A 16,178-nucleotide genomic window follows, 5' to 3' on the forward strand; every position below is an offset into this window, starting at 1 on the left:
CATAAATCTTATAGGAGGTTCCATTTTTATAAAAAACTTCAAAAATAGGTTGCTCGCTCATGTTTATACCTCGATTAAAAGTTTAACCATTCAGTTTGAGTTGACTTCGCAACTCAACTTCTCGTTAGGCCAGTACTTAAATATGATTCAAAATATTTTGAAATTAAGAAAATGTCCCATTGAATATGCCCTCTACCTTGGAGACGATCATTATTACCCCATATCTGGTGTGGTTCCATATATTACTATTGGTAACATGATGCATCTTTCAAATGGCGAAAATTTACCAGATGAGGCTCTTACACCCCTTAATGAAAGGTTCTCATCATATTTCGGTAAAAACATACTTTTTGGTGGAGGTACAGGTTGGGAGGGCGATGGATTCTTGGCTTTTGCAAACAAAGTTAAAACTGAGTTACTTTGGCTATTTCATTTTCCTCAGAGTGAAGCCTTTGTAAGTGCTAAAATTGAAAATGATAAAGTAATTGCAATTTCTGAGGAATATCCAAACCGTTTTATTTTTTATATTGCAATAGAAGATCCAAAAATAATTGATATCAAGGTGCAGGAGGCCTAACCCGCCCTTCAACTATGACCGGGCGATAAAACGCCGCCCGTCATGTTAAGGGCAACGTTAAATGGTAAAAATGAAATTAATAAACATATTACTTATAACACTATTAATTGTGATCAATGGAGTATCTATGGCTGAATCTCTGAAAGAAATCAATTATCGCGGTGGTGTAGTAAAGTTTAATATTCCTTCAAATTGGGTTGAGGAATATGAAGAAACGGGTGGAGGTACATTTTATGAAGATGCCCCGAACACAGGTACACTTCGCTTAAATATTATCACAATGCAAGCACCATCAGGTGCCAAAGGTAATTTACCCTTTTCAGCTTTGTCATCAATACCCGTTATAGAGAATAAAAATATTGAAATGTTGGCTAATGGCAATGCATTTGCTTACAGTGTTAGTAGATCGGAAGAAGATGGCGAAAAAATTACATTATATTGGTGGTATCTCGCAAATCAAGTAGGCTCAAGTCATATAAGACTAGCAAACTTTTCTTATACAATATTAACTTCAAAAGAAGATGATCAAAAAACAAAGGAAGAAATTAAGTTACTCGAAGTACAAATTAGAAAGACAATATTTCATCCAGGGTTGGGCAAATAAAAAACATTTAACCAGACGCTAAAGCCGATCGCCGCGCCAGGGGCGCGGCTCCGGCTTAGCTTTTCGTTAAGGGTGAATAAAATGGAAAACAATAAAGAACTAAAATCCAGATACGTTAATTTTTTAAATACCATAGATGAAAAACAGGCTGCATTTCTTATACAGAGTTGTTCTGATGAATTTTGCATGACTACATCCAACACGCTATACCTTTCTATATCATCTACCGGTGGTTTCATTGATCCCGCTATTACTATTTATAATTTTTTACGTTCCTTGCCTTGTAATATTGTCACGCATAACATCGGTACAGTTGATTCAACTGCTATTATTCCATTTTTAGCGGGTAGCATAAGGAATGCATCCCCTTTTTCTAAATTCCTCATTCATGGTATTTTCTGGTGTCCCCCTGGTGGGCAGTTTTATCCTCTCGCCCAAGTAGATGAGTTCCACACCAGGCTTAATCATGATGCTGCTAGGCTTAGGAGTATTTTGCACGAGCGCACTAGCTTGCCTGACGAGGCTATCGACCGGATGTTTCTGTCTGGCGAGACCATGAATCCCGGTACAGCTAAAAAGTTCGACATTATTTCTGATATCGCCGAGTTTGTTATTGAGCCCGGTAGCACCGTTTTCACAAGTGGGCTTAGGGGACGTTGTTGACTAACGTGACAAAAAGTGATATTGGCTCGCATAGTGTTAAATTCATCTGATCAGAGGATAAGAATATGCCCAGACAAGCGAGATTGGACTCTCCCGGAACCCTGCATCATGTTATTATTCGTGGAATAGAGAAGAAGGATATAGTCCAGGATAAATATGATCGAAAAAATATGGTTACGCGACTTGGAGATCTTGCTGTAGAAACAAAGACAAATATTTATGCATGGGCCTTGATGTCTAATCACATGCATATCCTTCTTAAGAGCGGCCCGGAGGGATTATCCCTGTTCATGAGAAGGCTTCTAACCGGATATGCAATAACCTACAATATCCGCTATAAGCGGAATGGGCATGTTTTCCAGAATAGATATAAGTCTATTGTCTGTGATGAAGATGCCTACTTTCAAGAACTGGTCAGATACATACACTTGAATCCATTAAGAGCAAAAATGGTAAAAAATCTATCTGCCCTTGATCAATACCCATGGTGCGGTCACAGTGCTGTAATGGGAAAGAGAAAGTTGGCATGGCAGGATGTTGATTATGTTTTATCCTGGTTTGGTCAGGGTAAATCTGCCGCAAGGAAATTTTATCGTCGCTATATACAGGATGGGGTTGATAAAGGGCGAAGGGATGATCTGGTAGGGGGTGGACTTGTCCGTACCCTGGGCGGGTGGTCTCAGGTTTTATCCCTGCGTAAAGGCAAAGAGAAAGTACTTTGCGATGAACGCATTTTAGGGCAGGATGAATTTGTTGAAGGAATACTTGCAGAAGCCGAGGGGAAGGTCTCTGGACAGATATCAATAAACAAGAGGATAATAGATACCGAGAAAAGAATCCTCGCAGCATGCGAGAAAGAAGGAGTTTCTGTTGAAGCGTTAAAAGGAGGAAGTCGGAGAGGTCTGCTTCCCGCATTGAGGTCGAAATTATCCAAAGAACTTGTTGAGAAATATGGCCTTACCATGGCCGAAGCGGCACGACAGTTAGGCGTAACGACTTCAGCAATATCGAGAATATTTGAAAGAAATAAATGACTTTCAGGTGTTTTGTCACGTTAGTCAACAACGTCCCTTAATGCATGAAGAGTGTCCGATTTTTCATTCCTTTTCAACAACGGTTTCAGGTTTAATAATAGGTTAAAGTATGGTCGATTTATTTTAATTATGTATTATTTTTACTGGCCTGATCTTTGCAGTTATTTTAGTGACATCCATACTTAAATAATTGCAGAATATTAATAACGTAATATTAACTAAATCTTGTACGAGTTATCTATTACGGTTTGATGCTCCATGTATTTAAAGCGTACAACAATTTTTACATCACATCACTATTATTAGAAAGGATTATAAAATGAAAAAATTATTCGTGCTGGTTTTGACAATTGTATTTCTGTCTATTTCAAGTTTTGCTACAGCAGGCAATGAAAGCGGCCCATATATCGGTGGGTCTCTGGGTTATTCATCTCTGGATGTCGCTATTAACGCGATTGAGGAAGAAGATGTGAATTTTGATGATGATGACATGGGTTTCAAGGTGTTTGCCGGTTATAATTTCGGGCAGATTCCAATGTTTGATTTTGCCATTGAAGGCTCGTATGTTGATTTTGGTGGCGCTGCTACAGATGATATTCCCGATTTGGATGTAGATATTACAGCATATGATATATTCGGGGTAGCCTGCTACAATATCGGGCCTGTTGGAATATTTGGCAAGGTTGGTCATGTCTGGTGGAAAATGGATTCCAGCCTTTCGGATGTATTGAATGAATCCGCCGGTGACATGGCATATGGCTTGGGTCTTAAGTTTCAGTTCAGCTCTGTGGCAGTCCGAGCTGAATATGAGAGGTTTAAATTTGATATAGATAATGTTGGTTCAGATATTAACCTTGATTTTATTTCCGTAGGGTTATCCTGGACCTTTTAAATGGTGCTGCAGGTTTTTTAATAAATTCTGGTTAAAAGTTTTTTAACCTTAAAATTGACCATGTTATGCTCAGGTGCTATATTGGCCCATCCTATTAACAATAAAGCACATGAGCTGACAGCGGTTTATATAAATGATACCTGTTACAGAATTACTGAATCAGAACAATTTTTTAAAGAATCTTTTTGATTCCATGCCCTGCGGTGTCATGGTCCTCGATAAAGAAAGAAGGGTTCAGGCAATCAATAACATTATGGAGCGCACATTCGGGATATCTCTATCTGATGTTATAAAACAGAGAGGTGGAGAGGCGCTCAAATGCATACATGCCCTTGAAAGCATCAGGGGATGCGGCTTCTCTGATGAATGCAGCCAGTGCATGATCAGGAGGACAGCCATTGATGCCCTGGGCGGAAGCAGGATAGAAAAAAACAGGGCAACAGCACAATTTTACATTAATGGCATTGAGAGGGACATTGACCTGCTCATAAGCGCTGCACCACTCGACCATGAGGGTGAAAGGCTCGCCATAATCATACTTGAAGACATAACAGAGCTGAATGAATTAAAGAGGCGTCTAAAGGCAGAAACAAGTTTTGCGGGCATCATTGGCAGCAGCGCTGTTATGAATGAGCTTTTCCGTACTGTAAGGGATTTAGCGGACATAAATGTTCCTGTACTCATACAGGGTGAAAGCGGCACGGGCAAGGAGCTTGTTGCCTCTGCCATACATAATGAAGGAAACAGGGCGGATAAGCCCTTTGTGCCGGTCAACTGTGCGGCTCTTCCTGAGGGTATCCTTGAAAGCGAACTCTTCGGACATGAAAAGGGGGCATTCACAGGGGCAATAAGGGATAAAAAGGGTCGTTTTGAGCTGGCAGACAGCGGCACTCTCTTTCTGGATGAGGTAGGGGAGCTGCCAAAGACCGTTCAGGCAAAGCTATTAAGGGTACTGCAGGAGGGCTGTTTTGAAAGGGTCGGGTCTGAAAAATCAAAAAGGGTGGATGTCAGGATAATAAGTGCTACAAACCGAGACCTTAGGTCAGAGGTGAAAAAAGGTACATTCAGGCAGGATCTCTTCTACCGCCTTGCTGTTGTCCCGGTCATAATCCCTCCCTTAAAAAACCGAAGGGATGATATTCCTGCTTTGGTGGAACACTTTCTTGAGGAGTTCACTGACCATGGAAGTGACAAACGGGGCGGAGGCATTTCTAAAAGCGCCCTGAATATGATGATGGATTATCCCTGGCCAGGCAACATACGGGAGCTTCAAAGCGCCATAAGATTTGCTCTTGTAAAATCAGGTGGAAAAACAATAGGCATCCACCATCTCCCCCTTGAGATCCTTGAATGGCAGGGCAGCCGCCCATCAAGGGGACCTGTAAAAAAACTGGAAACAGCTTCTGTGGATGATGCCTTAAAAAGATCAGGGGGCAACAAGGCAAAGGCAGCCAGACTGTTGGGCGTGGGGAGGGCAACTCTATACAGATTCCTTGTGGATTTCAATAATGTTTCATGATACAATCCTGTCTCAAAAAAAGGCATGAGACATAATCTTTTTAAAAGGTAAACCATTTTAGAATTATTTTTTTATTAAAAGGTTGTAAGCTTACTCAGGCCAGCAGGTAACATGCTGTAATTTAAGCAGATTAATAATTACCTGATTTTTTATGACATCTCAGGCAAGGTCATTCAAATTCACGCAGCATCCGGGCATGCTAAGGTTTTAAACCCCGGATATAAAAAGTGTCTCATGTTTATTGTCTTTAAAAAAACCCTTATTTTTTTATCAGGCTTAAGGGTCTGTAATTATTTATAAATTAAACTTGGTTCATTATCGCAATGCCTGGCACAGATATTGATATAAGTATATTCAAATAAAAGCAGAGGGTGCAGTATATGAAACCATGTGATGAAAATCTTATAAAGGTAATTGCCTTAACAGAAGAGATGATTCTGCTTTCGGATGAAGGTGATGCCCTGAGAGATGATTCAGGATGCGGCGTGCTGTACGGTGTGTTAAGGGATTCTGCATACAGGATCAAAAAGATGGCAGAAATGGAGCGGGATTCCCATATAAACAAGGGGTTGTTTTAAAGACAGTGTTATTTGACACTGATTATTATATGACTATTATTATCGTCTAAAACACAGCTTGACAATATACTTACAATTACCAATTAAATTAATAAAAACAGGAGGATAATATGGGAAGTTTAAAGGGAACCAGGACAGAAAAAAATCTACTTACAGCATTTGCAGGGGAGTCACAGGCCAGAAACCGTTATAATTTTTTTGCCAGCCAGGCCAAGAAAGATGGTTATGAACAGATGGCCTTTATCTTTGAAGAGACAGCCAATCAGGAAAAGGAGCACGCAAAAAGGCTGTTTAAGTTTCTTGAGGGAGGAGATGTTGAAATAACCGCTGCCTTTCCCGCTGGTATTATAGGGAGCACCCTTGAGAACCTGATTGCCTCAGCAGCAGGAGAACATCATGAGCATACAGAGATGTATCCATCCTTTGCAAAGATAGCTGACGAGGAGGGGTTTACTGATATAGCCAAGGTATTCAGGAATATTGCTGTTGCTGAAAAGCAGCATGAGAAGAGATATAATGCCCTTGCAGCAAATATCAAAAACAAGAAGGTCTTTGAAAAAGATAAAGACACTGTATGGCGTTGCAGGAATTGCGGTTTTATCTGGTCAGGGGCACAGGCGCCGGAAGAATGCCCGGCATGCGCACACCCAAGGGCCCATTTTGAGATCCTGGGAGAAAATTATTAATTTCATACCTCCTGCTGCCTCCTGAACCCTGTTTAGAGGCAGCAGTAAAAAAGAGAAAATTAAGCTCTTTTGAAAGGGATATAAAATGGCAGAAAGATCAGGGATTATTACAATGCATGGAAACCCGCTGACCCTTTTAGGAAGCGAGGTTAAGGTTGGTGACAAGGCCCCGGAGGCAACCCTTATTGATAACAGCCTTACCCCGGTAAAGCTCTCATCTTACATGGGAAAGGTTCTGGTAATTTCCGCCGTTCCCTCCATTGACACATCTGTATGCGATATAGAGACAAGGAGGTTCAATAAAGAGGCAGAGGGGCTTGGTAAAGATGTTGTTATCCTCACGATAAGCATGGATCTACCATTTGCCCAGAAGAGATGGTGCGGGGCAGCGGGTATAGAGAGTGTTATCACACTCTCCGACCACAGGGATGCATCCTTTGGGATCGCTTACGGGATGCTGATCAAGGAGCTTCGCCTCCTGGCAAGAACTGTATTTGTCATAGACAGGCAGGGTGTGGTGAGATACATCCAGGCAGTAAAAGAGCTGTCAAAAGAGCCTGACTATGAAGAGATCATTAAAGAGGTAAAAAACCTGGTTTAGTTTGTAAACATTATAGAAGGAGGAAAGATGATGGTAAAAAAACTGGAGATATACAAGTGTGAGGTGTGCGGAAATATTGTTGAGGTTGTTACTGCCGGCGGCGGTGAGCTGGTATGCTGCGGAAAACCCATGAAGCTTATTACAGAAAATACGGTTGATGCCGCAAAGGAGAAACATGTACCTGTGATAGAAAAGATCAGTGGCGGTTATAAGGTTAGCGTAGGGAGTGTAGCTCATCCCATGGAAGAAAAGCATTACATCGAGTGGATAGAGATCATAGCTGGCGGCAAGGCATACAGGCAGTTCCTCAACCCTGGAGATACACCGGAGGCAACATTTATGACAGAAGCCAAAGAGATTACTGCCAGGGAATACTGTAACCTGCACGGCCTGTGGAAGGCATGATTGAAAAATATTGAACTTAAACCGGTTTAAACATAATATGTTTTAAACACTTAATACAAGGAGGAACAATTAAATGGATAAATATGAATGTACTGTATGCGGCTATGTGTATGATCCCAAAGAGGGTGACCCTGATAACGGCATTAAAGCAGGGACATCGTTCGATGACCTGCCTGATGATTGGACCTGCCCTGTATGCGGTGCGTCAAAAGATCAGTTTGAAAAGCTCTAAAAGCCTTTTGTTGTAATCATCCACAGCCATAGAGGATTAAAGGCTGTGGATGATATCCCCATAAAAAGGATTTTCCATGAAGCCTGTCGAAGTAGCAAAGGATATAGACCGGGCAGGGGCCTCTGGTTCCTATGGGTGGAGAGGAGAGGCGGTAAAAAAGAGATGCCCTGATTGCAATTTTTGTCAGATGTGCAGCGAGACAAAGTGCAGGCTGTGCAGAAACGCAAATATCGCCGGCTTAAACACCTTACCCCGGGCAGGGTTTACCTTATTCGAGTATGAGGAGTGGCAGAAAAAAAGGGGACTGAAAAATCTACCGGTTATTGATATCAAAGGTGAGGATGACTGATTCAGTACCTGCGGCTATAAATACAAACCCAATATCAAGAAGTCACAACTCAAGGAGTTAAACTATGAAAAATTGGAAGAGACTGTCATCATCTGTTTTTCTTTTCATTCCTTTTTTATGCTGTACCTGCATTTTTTCACAGGAGATAAAGATCAGCGATGAGACCCAGACCTGCCTTGACTGTCATACGGGTCTTCACCCCGGCATCGTTGAGGAGTGGGGAAAAAGCAGTCATGCCCTCACATCCCCCTCTGCTGCCCTTAAAAAACAGGGTGTGGATAAGCTTGTTTCATCAGAGAAAATTCCTGAAACACTCCTTAACAATACAGTAGGATGCGCTGAGTGTCACACGATAAACCCCGAAACACATAAAGACAGTTTTGACCATGCGGATTTCAGCGTACACCCGGTTGTTACCCCAAAGGACTGTTCTGTATGCCACAGCACCGAGGCAATGCAGTATGAGAAAAATATTATGTCCCATGCCTATGGAAACCTCATGAATAACCCGGTATACAGAGACCTGGCAAGCTCCATAAACGGGATTCAGACCTTTGACAAGATGTCATTATCAATAGAGCCTCCTGATGACCTGACAAATGCCGATTCATGTCTTTCATGTCACGGCACCATGCTCAAGGTATCAGGAACAAAAACGAGGGAGACAGATCTTGGGGAAATGGATTTTCCAGCTATTGAGGGGTGGCCTAACCAGGGTGTAGGGAGGATAAACCCTGACGGTTCAAAGGGTTCATGCGCATCATGCCATGGAAGACACGCCTTCAGCATAGAGACCGCCAGAAAGCCGGATACCTGCTCCCGCTGCCATAAAGGGCCTGACGTGCCGGCCTATCCTGTGTACAAGGTAAGCAAGCACGGCAATATCTATAGCTCAAAAGAAAAGAGCTGGGACTTCAAGGCTGTGCCCTGGACAATAGGAAAGGACTTCTCTGCCCCGACATGCGCAACCTGCCATGCAAGTCTTCTGACCGACACTGAGGGTAATGTGGTTGCAGAAAGGAGCCATCAGATGAATGACAGGCTCTATAAAAGGATTTTCGGGCTCATATATGCCCACCCTCACCCCGTTTCACCTGATACAACCCTTATCAAAAACAAAGCGGGCCTGCCATTACCAACAGAACTGACAGGTGAACCTGCAGAAGGTTTTCTTATAGATCAGGCTGAACAGGATAAAAGAAAAAGGACAATGCAGAAGATATGCCTTTCATGTCACTCAACAGGTTGGGTAGATGGGCATTTTGACAGGCTTGAAAACACCATACAAACCACTAACCGTATGACCCTCACTGCAACAGAGGTGCTTTTAGAGGCGTGGGCAAAAGGTGCTGCAAATGGCCTTGATAAAAAAGACAGCATATTTAATGAGGGTATAGAGAAGAAATGGATAGAGCAGTGGCTTTTTTATGCCAACTCGACAAGGTTTGCATCGGCCATGTCAGGGGCTGATTATGGGGCGTTTGATAATGGCAGATATTATCTATCAAAAAATATTCAGGATATGATAGAGTGGTTCAAATTAAGGGTTAAAGACAAAGATAAAAAATAAATACTTACAACGCGTGGAGGAATAAGATGGCGGATCAGAAGGATGTGAAAATCTACACACTCAGCACATGCAGTCACTGCAGGGCAACCAAAGAGTTTTTAAATGAATGCAAGATCAGATATGATTTTACCGATGTGGACATATTGCAGGGCGAAGAGAGAAAGGCTGTTCTTGATGATATCAGGAAGATTAACCCTAAATGTTCTTTTCCGACAATTATCATAGGAGAAAAGGTTATTATCGGTTTCAAAGAGGATGAGATAAAGGAGGCACTTGGCTTATGACAAAAGAAGAGCTTTATGAGATGCTGAAAAAGTCACAGGGGTCAAAGGGCTATTTTTTCAGCAGCAATAAAGAGAGGGTCATGGATCTTATGGAGGCACTGCTCGTTAACAAAGAGCGGTATGGCTACATGTGCTGCCCTTGCAGGCTCTCATCCGGTGACCGGAAACAGGATTCAGATATAATCTGTCCCTGCGTATACAGGGAAGAAGACCTCACGGAGTTCGGAAGCTGCTACTGCAACCTCTATGTGACAAAAGATTGGGATGAAGGTAAGGTGCCCCATATATATGTCCCGGAAAGAAGGCCGCCCGAAAAGATGGGGTTCTAGTTTTTTTAAAAGGGGCATTCGCTTTGTTCAGCTTTATGAAAGGTATTGATCATTTCTACTTTTTATATCTGAAACAGCGATAAAAGGGTTATATTGGTTAGTCATAAATATAAAAAAATCTGGTTTTTCTCCCTTTGCCTATTTTTGAACGCATGCGGGGCCACACACCAGAAAAGGGAGTATTTTGAAAATGTCACACTCCTCGGCAGGCAGCACCTTGAAACCGCGCTCCTTGGGGATAATGAGATACAGATAAGGTACAGACAAGGGGAGGTGAACAGCTATCTTTATGCCTCATGGCAAGATCTGAAATTTGACATGGCTACCCATAATCATGGCCTCTCTGAAATCCTTTTTTCAAAAAAACCTGTAAAGATACTGAAAAACCCCAGGCAGATACATGTTAGAAAAGGAGATGAATGGCAGGCCCTGCTTAAAAGGGCCATATCGGTTATTGCGCCTTCGGGGCAGGGCATGGGTGTTTCTGCGGTATTGAATTATCAGGAGATGGTCCTTTACCGTGATACAGACAGCACGATCCATCTCGCAAAATTCAGCGATACACCGCACCATATCAGGGTTACAGGGCTGTTAAGGGAGAATGAGATTGCCGCAGAGATAGCAAGGCAACTTGACATTGCAGGTAACAATGAAGAGAACAGGAAATTCCTTTTTCGTACAGAGAGCATTGACCACGGCGGTATTGCCTTTGTGTTTATTGATCCCAGCCTTAGGCAGACAGTTTTTTTAACAACGCCCTATAACCCTGAATATTCCCACAGTTCAGGTTCAAACCCGGCCATGTATATGGCTCGATGGTTCTACAGGTCCGGGCTTTTAACTATACTGAAAAATCCTGCAACTACCATGTACAGGCTCTATTGCAGGCTAAGACACACTACAGCAGTGTTGCTTACCGGGAGTAACAGTTCTGGAAAGAATCGAAATCTCCCTTACAGTGAAACAGAAGGAATGGATATTGCCGGGTTTGAAGCCATGCTTGACAGCATGTTTCCGCAGAATAAACCCTTTAAGGGAAATGTAAAATTCCTGATAGACGGGGAGAGTTTTTTCACGAGGCTCACACAATCCCTGAATGATGCAAAAAAATCCATCTGGCTCAGGACATATATATTTGATAATGACGATTATGCTGTAAAGATAGCCGATTTCCTGAAAAGAAAATCTCATGAAATTAAAGTTAAGGTGCTGGCTGACCATATGGGGTGCATGAGCGCGGCAACATCACTGCCCTCTTCGCCTGTACCTGCTGATTTTAAGTTCCCTGATGACATCTTTGATTACCTCAGGAATGATTCTGAAGTTATGGTACGGGCCACAACCAATCCATGGTTTACAGCGGATCACACAAAGACGATTATTATAGACAGCAATACTGCCTTTATAGGGGGGATGAATATCGGGAGGGAGTACAGGTATGAGTGGCATGACCTCATGATGGAGGTGAAGGGGCCGGTTGTGGGCAGGCTTAAAAAGGATTTCAGAAAGGCATGGTCACATGCAGGCCCTTTTGGCGATATAGCGTATCTTTTTTCAGGTGCATCCACATCAAATTATGACCCTGAAAACGAGCCCTCTGAGCTGTATGATATAAGAACCCTGTACACAAAGGCGGGCGCCACGCAGATATTTGATGCACAGCTTGCTGCAATAAAAAACGCTAAAAGATATATATACATACAGAACCCCTACTTTACCGAAAACAGGATACTTAACGAACTTATCCTTGCCAGGGCAAGGGGTGTGGATGTGCGGGTTATTCTGCCCTCAACAAGCGATTATGGCTTTATGGACAGCAGTAATATAGTAAAGACAAATATCATGCTTAAAAACGGCATAAGGGTTTATCAATACCCGCGTATATCACACATCAAGGCCGCCATTTACGATGGCTGGGCATGCCTTGGAAGCGCAAACTTTGATGCCCTGAGCTTGAGGATCAACCTTGAAACTAATCTTGCGTTTTCAGACCCGGGTGCAGTTCAAAGATTAAAGGAAGATCTGTTTGAAAGTGATTTTGCGGTATCAAGGGAAGTAACAGTCCCGATCAAGGTTACCTTTATGGATTACATGGGCGAGATGATCTCAAACCAGCTTTGATCATTTATATTATAAAATTGCCTTAATAGCCTTTACCGCCTCTGAATCCAGAACACCATTTACCCTGTCACCCCGGCACACTGCGCCTCTGAAGCCTATTATATCAGGATTAAGCTTTTTAAGCAGGGGGAGATGCTCGGTTTTCAGAGACCCAGCAAGGGCGGAAAGAAGATTATTTCTTCTGCATTCTTTTAAAAAATTATTTATATTGCCTACTGAAAGACTGGAAAAGAGGTCTCCCTCTTCCTTGATAATTGTATCCATCATGCATCCATCTATGCCTGTCTCTGCGGCAGTTTGCAGGGCGTCTAAAGGTGAAAGGGCATTTATTTTGTAGGCATCACCATATGCTACAGCAATGATCTTGATATCCCTGTCATATCCCCTTACTGCCTTTTTTATCTCCATTAGCATTTTTGTTGCGCTTTCTGATGTCCTCACCCCATATAGACCAACCTTGATATACTGTACATTGCATGAAGCAGCACCAAGGGCAGCAAGTGACATTAATCCGGGCAGATCAGGTGCATCCCCAATCGCTGCGCTTACAGGTATATTCACGAGTGTAACATCTCTGATGCCCTTTATTATTCCAGGGAAGTTTGCACCGAGCGCACCCTCAAGGGGATTTTTTACATCAATAATATCTGCCCCGCCCTTTATTGCGGCCATTGCCTCCTGTTCGTTTACCACACTGATTAAAAGCTGCATGGGAATTCCTTAATTATTTTATTATTACATCGATTACTGTAACTTAGAGCTTATCCTTCTTACCCGAATCGGCACACGGCGCAAGGCACAAGATTATATCATATAGTAAAAATTTTGTTTACCATGCCCGTTGGGTTTGGTATTAGTGTATAGCTTATGGGTTACGTGGATGGAAGTTAATAATTCAGTTACAGGAGAAATAATGGCAACACTACCAGACTTCGGATTTAAAAAAGGCTGGACATATGAGGCTATTATTTCATGTTTTAATATTGATACACCCCATGCCGCTCCCTTTGGGATAAAACTTATAGACATAAATAGAGTTCAACTGGAAATCTACAAGGGTTCAAATACACTGGGTGGTTTATTGAGTACAGGCGAATTTATAATAAACTTCATTAATAGCCCGATATATTTTTATGAATCCATATATGAAGGGGAAAAACTCTCATTTACCCGGGCCAAAAATGTTAAGGCTCCTGTAATCAAGGATTGCACTGCATATATAGAAGCCAGAGTTTCTGGTAATGAAGAAAAAAAAGAGAGCTATATTATCGATGCTGAAATCATCAGCACCACTATGAAGAATGCCCCTGTGCTATTTAATCGAGCAGAGGGTCTTGTTATTGAGAGCCTTATTACCGCTACACGGGTAAAATATCTGCCCGAGGGTGAGGCAGAAAAAATATTAAAGGAAAATTACAGGGTAATAAAAAAGGTGGCCCCTGATTCAGCCTGTGTTAAAACAATGGAGAAGCTGTTAAGCAAATGCGGAACATTTTAATACCCTGTTTACCCGTCATGGTTTTTGACCGTAGACCGCAAACCTTAGACCTTATACCGCGAATTTATGTCATACCCGGATTATAACAAATGCATCCTGCTCCTTGAATCTGAAGGGGTAACCTCACGTGTAATTAACCATGTGAAGGCCGTTCATGGTTTTTGCTTGATCATTGGAAAGAGGTTGATTGAAAAGGGTTACATGATAAACATGCCCCTTATCGAGGCCGGCGCTCTTTTGCATGATATAGGCAGATCAAAAACCCACGGGCTTGAACACGCCCTTGCCGGATGTAAAACAGCAAAAAGGCTGGGTCTCCCCGATGATCTCATCGCCATAATAAGAAACCATATCGGGGCCGGTATTACAAAGGAAGAGGCACTGAAAAACGGTCTGCCGGGCGAGGATTATTTCCCTGTTACACTGGAGGAAAAGATAGTTGCGGCAGCAGATAACCTTGCAGCAGGAGAGAGGCTCCAGACCATAAGGCAGCATGAAGAAAATCTACTCAAGAAGTGTATAGCCGAAGGGGCTAAAAGGTGTGTTGACCTTCACAGGGAGCTTTCCAGAATGTGTGGCATGGATCTGGATAAGCTTTTAGCCGAGTAGATTTTTAACCGATCAGGTGCTTTTTTTATGTTAACCCTGACTATTTTTCAGCAATATCTTACTGGTTTTACTATCAAAACAACCAATTTACCCTTGTTATTTCAAGAGGTTAAAATATTCTTCCATTTACTTGACATGAAAAAACCATGAGGCTACAATGCAAACTCTTTTCGGTTAAGGGGGATATCCCTTTAACTATTTATGCCTCATATAAAAAGGTTTGCGGGTTAAACAGACAGATATTTCTGTTTAGGTATTAGGGTTTTACTGTGTTTTAAAAACAGGTCACATCAACAATTTTAAGGAGGATTTAACATGGCAAGCGCAAAGAAAATTAATAAAGTAATGGTTGGCGAATCTCTGGTTGGCGAAGGAAACGAGGTAGCTCATATCGACCTTATATTAGGGCCACGCGGCAGCGCGGCTGAAACCGCATTCTGTAACTGTCTGACCAACAACAAAGATGGTTTCACATCCCTTCTCGCTGTTGTAGCACCTAACCTTGCTACAAAACCCAGCACAGTAATGTTCAACAAGGTTACCATAAAGGGCGCCACCCAGGCAGTTCAGATGTTCGGGCCAGCCCAGCGTGCAGTTGCTATGGCTGTTGAGGATTGCGTAGCAGATGGTACAATCCCTGTTGCCGAAGCTGACAATGTCTTTATATGCGTTGGCGTATTTATTCACTGGCAAGCAAAGGATGATAAAAAGATCCAGGATTACAATTATCAGGCAACAAAAGAGGCTATAAAACGCGCTGTTGCCGGCGAACCAAAGGCCAAAGAGGTTGTAAAACAGAAAGATAAGGTAAATCATCCGTTCCAGGCAAAATAATTTTCAATTGTAGGGACGGGGTCAAAACCCGTCTCTACAACCTATATGATTCAATAACCGGTCAAAAATATAATCTAACCCCAAAAAATAAATCAAATCTATAATTTTCTCGCCTATCTTGAAAACATCATCTATTGTTCTTATCTTCAACCAAAAATATACGGAGACCATATGTCTGATAAAATATTAAAAATAATCGGTGTCTCAGGCAGCCCGCGTATTGCTTCAACAGATTATGCTGTGAAACTTGCCCTTCAGTATGCAGAGGAAAGGCATGGCGCTGAAACAGCATATTTTTCTGTTCATAAAAAACAGATCAATTTCTGTATACACTGTGATTACTGTGTAAGAAAAAAAGAGGGGTGCATACACAAAGACGATATGATGGAACTCTACCCCAAGCTTGAATGGGCAGATGCCTGGATACTGGGGAGCCCTGTGTATCAGGGGGCCATATCCGGCCAGCTCAAGACCGTGCTTGACCGGCTGCGCGCATCTGTTGCAAAAAAAAAGAGCATCTTTGTGGGTAAGCTCGGGGCAGGGCTTGCGTCAGGCGGAGACAGGGTTGGGGGCCAGGAGCCTGTTATAAAAACCATTCACGACTTTTTTATAATAAACGGGATGATACCGGTGGGCGGGGGTGCCTTTGGCGCAAACCTGGGTATGACCTTCTGGTCAAAGGATAAAAAGGCAGAGGGTGCAGCAGAGGATGAAGAGGGTATAAAGTCCATCCACAGGACAATAGATCACATGACAAAGCTTGCTGCCAGATTAAAGGACTAGATACAGGTAA

Annotated in this window: 21 protein-coding genes; 20 read left to right on the forward strand and 1 reads right to left on the reverse strand. The window is 42.4% G+C overall.

Translation table 11 applies throughout. The features are described from left to right. The first annotated feature begins 157 nt into the window (after nucleotides 1-157). From GX654_13435 to GX654_13510, 16 genes are all read left to right on the forward strand, one after another. On the forward strand, nucleotides 158-577 hold the full coding sequence (locus GX654_13435; GenBank protein NLD37864.1) for a hypothetical protein: 420 nt from the start codon (nucleotides 158-160) through the stop codon (nucleotides 575-577). Nucleotides 578-704: 127 nt separating this feature from the next. Beyond that, complete coding sequence (locus tag GX654_13440) at nucleotides 705-1,181, forward strand: hypothetical protein (protein NLD37865.1); 477 nt, start codon at nucleotides 705-707, stop codon at nucleotides 1,179-1,181. Between the two features lie 81 nt (nucleotides 1,182-1,262). Beyond that, nucleotides 1,263-1,844, forward strand: a complete 582-nt coding sequence (locus tag GX654_13445; protein ID NLD37866.1) for a hypothetical protein — start codon at nucleotides 1,263-1,265, stop codon at nucleotides 1,842-1,844. 65 nt (nucleotides 1,845-1,909) lie between these two features. Further along, nucleotides 1,910-2,878: a hypothetical protein gene (locus GX654_13450; GenBank protein ID NLD37867.1), complete on the forward strand. Its 969-nt coding sequence runs from the start codon at nucleotides 1,910-1,912 to the stop codon at nucleotides 2,876-2,878. 319 nt (nucleotides 2,879-3,197) lie between these two features. Beyond that, on the forward strand, nucleotides 3,198-3,770 hold the full coding sequence (locus tag GX654_13455; GenBank protein NLD37868.1) for a porin family protein: 573 nt from the start codon (nucleotides 3,198-3,200) through the stop codon (nucleotides 3,768-3,770). A 133-nt stretch (nucleotides 3,771-3,903) separates the two neighbouring features. After that, on the forward strand, nucleotides 3,904-5,289 hold the full coding sequence (locus GX654_13460) for a sigma 54-interacting transcriptional regulator (GenBank protein ID NLD37869.1): 1,386 nt from the start codon (nucleotides 3,904-3,906) through the stop codon (nucleotides 5,287-5,289). Between the two features lie 380 nt (nucleotides 5,290-5,669). After that, complete coding sequence (locus GX654_13465; GenBank protein NLD37870.1) at nucleotides 5,670-5,867, forward strand: hypothetical protein; 198 nt, start codon at nucleotides 5,670-5,672, stop codon at nucleotides 5,865-5,867. Between the two features lie 110 nt (nucleotides 5,868-5,977). After that, on the forward strand, nucleotides 5,978-6,553 hold the full coding sequence (locus tag GX654_13470) for a rubrerythrin family protein (GenBank protein NLD37871.1): 576 nt from the start codon (nucleotides 5,978-5,980) through the stop codon (nucleotides 6,551-6,553). Nucleotides 6,554-6,638: 85 nt separating this feature from the next. Beyond that, nucleotides 6,639-7,154 (forward strand): thiol peroxidase, encoded by a 516-nt coding sequence (tpx, locus tag GX654_13475; protein ID NLD37872.1) that lies wholly within the window; start codon nucleotides 6,639-6,641, stop codon nucleotides 7,152-7,154. A gap of 30 nt (nucleotides 7,155-7,184) precedes the next feature. After that, the gene (locus GX654_13480; protein ID NLD37873.1) at nucleotides 7,185-7,559 is read left to right on the forward strand and encodes a desulfoferrodoxin; all 375 of its coding nucleotides are present in this window, start codon (nucleotides 7,185-7,187) and stop codon (nucleotides 7,557-7,559) included. Nucleotides 7,560-7,632: 73 nt separating this feature from the next. Beyond that, entirely contained in the window at nucleotides 7,633-7,791 is a 159-nt protein-coding gene (locus tag GX654_13485; protein ID NLD37874.1) for a rubredoxin, read from the forward strand. A gap of 76 nt (nucleotides 7,792-7,867) precedes the next feature. Beyond that, entirely contained in the window at nucleotides 7,868-8,140 is a 273-nt protein-coding gene (locus tag GX654_13490; protein NLD37875.1) for a hypothetical protein, read from the forward strand. A gap of 64 nt (nucleotides 8,141-8,204) precedes the next feature. Then, the gene (locus GX654_13495) at nucleotides 8,205-9,710 is read left to right on the forward strand and encodes a hydroxylamine oxidase (GenBank protein NLD37876.1); all 1,506 of its coding nucleotides are present in this window, start codon (nucleotides 8,205-8,207) and stop codon (nucleotides 9,708-9,710) included. A 26-nt stretch (nucleotides 9,711-9,736) separates the two neighbouring features. After that, complete coding sequence (locus tag GX654_13500; protein ID NLD37877.1) at nucleotides 9,737-9,994, forward strand: glutaredoxin family protein; 258 nt, start codon at nucleotides 9,737-9,739, stop codon at nucleotides 9,992-9,994. Then, nucleotides 9,991-10,323: a ferredoxin:thioredoxin reductase gene (locus GX654_13505; protein ID NLD37878.1), complete on the forward strand. Its 333-nt coding sequence runs from the start codon at nucleotides 9,991-9,993 to the stop codon at nucleotides 10,321-10,323. The genes GX654_13500 and GX654_13505 overlap by 4 nt, the downstream gene beginning before the upstream one ends. A gap of 93 nt (nucleotides 10,324-10,416) precedes the next feature. Next, complete coding sequence (locus tag GX654_13510) at nucleotides 10,417-12,444, forward strand: phosphatidylserine/phosphatidylglycerophosphate/cardiolipin synthase family protein (protein ID NLD37879.1); 2,028 nt, start codon at nucleotides 10,417-10,419, stop codon at nucleotides 12,442-12,444. A gap of 9 nt (nucleotides 12,445-12,453) precedes the next feature. Here GX654_13510 and GX654_13515 read toward each other — a convergent pair whose 3' ends face one another. Further along, the gene (locus tag GX654_13515; protein ID NLD37880.1) at nucleotides 12,454-13,155 is read right to left on the reverse strand and encodes a hypothetical protein; all 702 of its coding nucleotides are present in this window, start codon (nucleotides 13,153-13,155) and stop codon (nucleotides 12,454-12,456) included. A gap of 202 nt (nucleotides 13,156-13,357) precedes the next feature. Here GX654_13515 and GX654_13520 point away from each other — a divergent pair, with 202 nt between their 5' ends. The 4 genes from GX654_13520 to GX654_13535 all read left to right on the forward strand — a co-directional run bounded on the left by GX654_13520 (nucleotide 13,358) and on the right by GX654_13535 (nucleotide 16,168). After that, nucleotides 13,358-13,942 (forward strand): DUF447 family protein, encoded by a 585-nt coding sequence (locus tag GX654_13520; GenBank protein NLD37881.1) that lies wholly within the window; start codon nucleotides 13,358-13,360, stop codon nucleotides 13,940-13,942. Between the two features lie 66 nt (nucleotides 13,943-14,008). Next, complete coding sequence (locus GX654_13525; protein ID NLD37882.1) at nucleotides 14,009-14,551, forward strand: HDIG domain-containing protein; 543 nt, start codon at nucleotides 14,009-14,011, stop codon at nucleotides 14,549-14,551. Nucleotides 14,552-14,866: 315 nt separating this feature from the next. After that, entirely contained in the window at nucleotides 14,867-15,385 is a 519-nt protein-coding gene (gene fae, locus GX654_13530) for a formaldehyde-activating enzyme (GenBank protein ID NLD37883.1), read from the forward strand. 171 nt (nucleotides 15,386-15,556) lie between these two features. Next, nucleotides 15,557-16,168 carry a flavodoxin family protein gene (locus GX654_13535; GenBank protein ID NLD37884.1) on the forward strand — a complete coding sequence of 204 codons (612 nt, stop codon included), beginning with the start codon at nucleotides 15,557-15,559 and terminating at the stop codon, nucleotides 16,166-16,168. Nucleotides 16,169-16,178 lie beyond the last annotated feature (10 nt).

Origin of the sequence: Desulfatiglans sp., assembly GCA_012513605.1 — a bacterium.
Lineage (GTDB): Bacteria > Desulfobacterota > DSM-4660 > Desulfatiglandales > HGW-15 > JAAZBV01.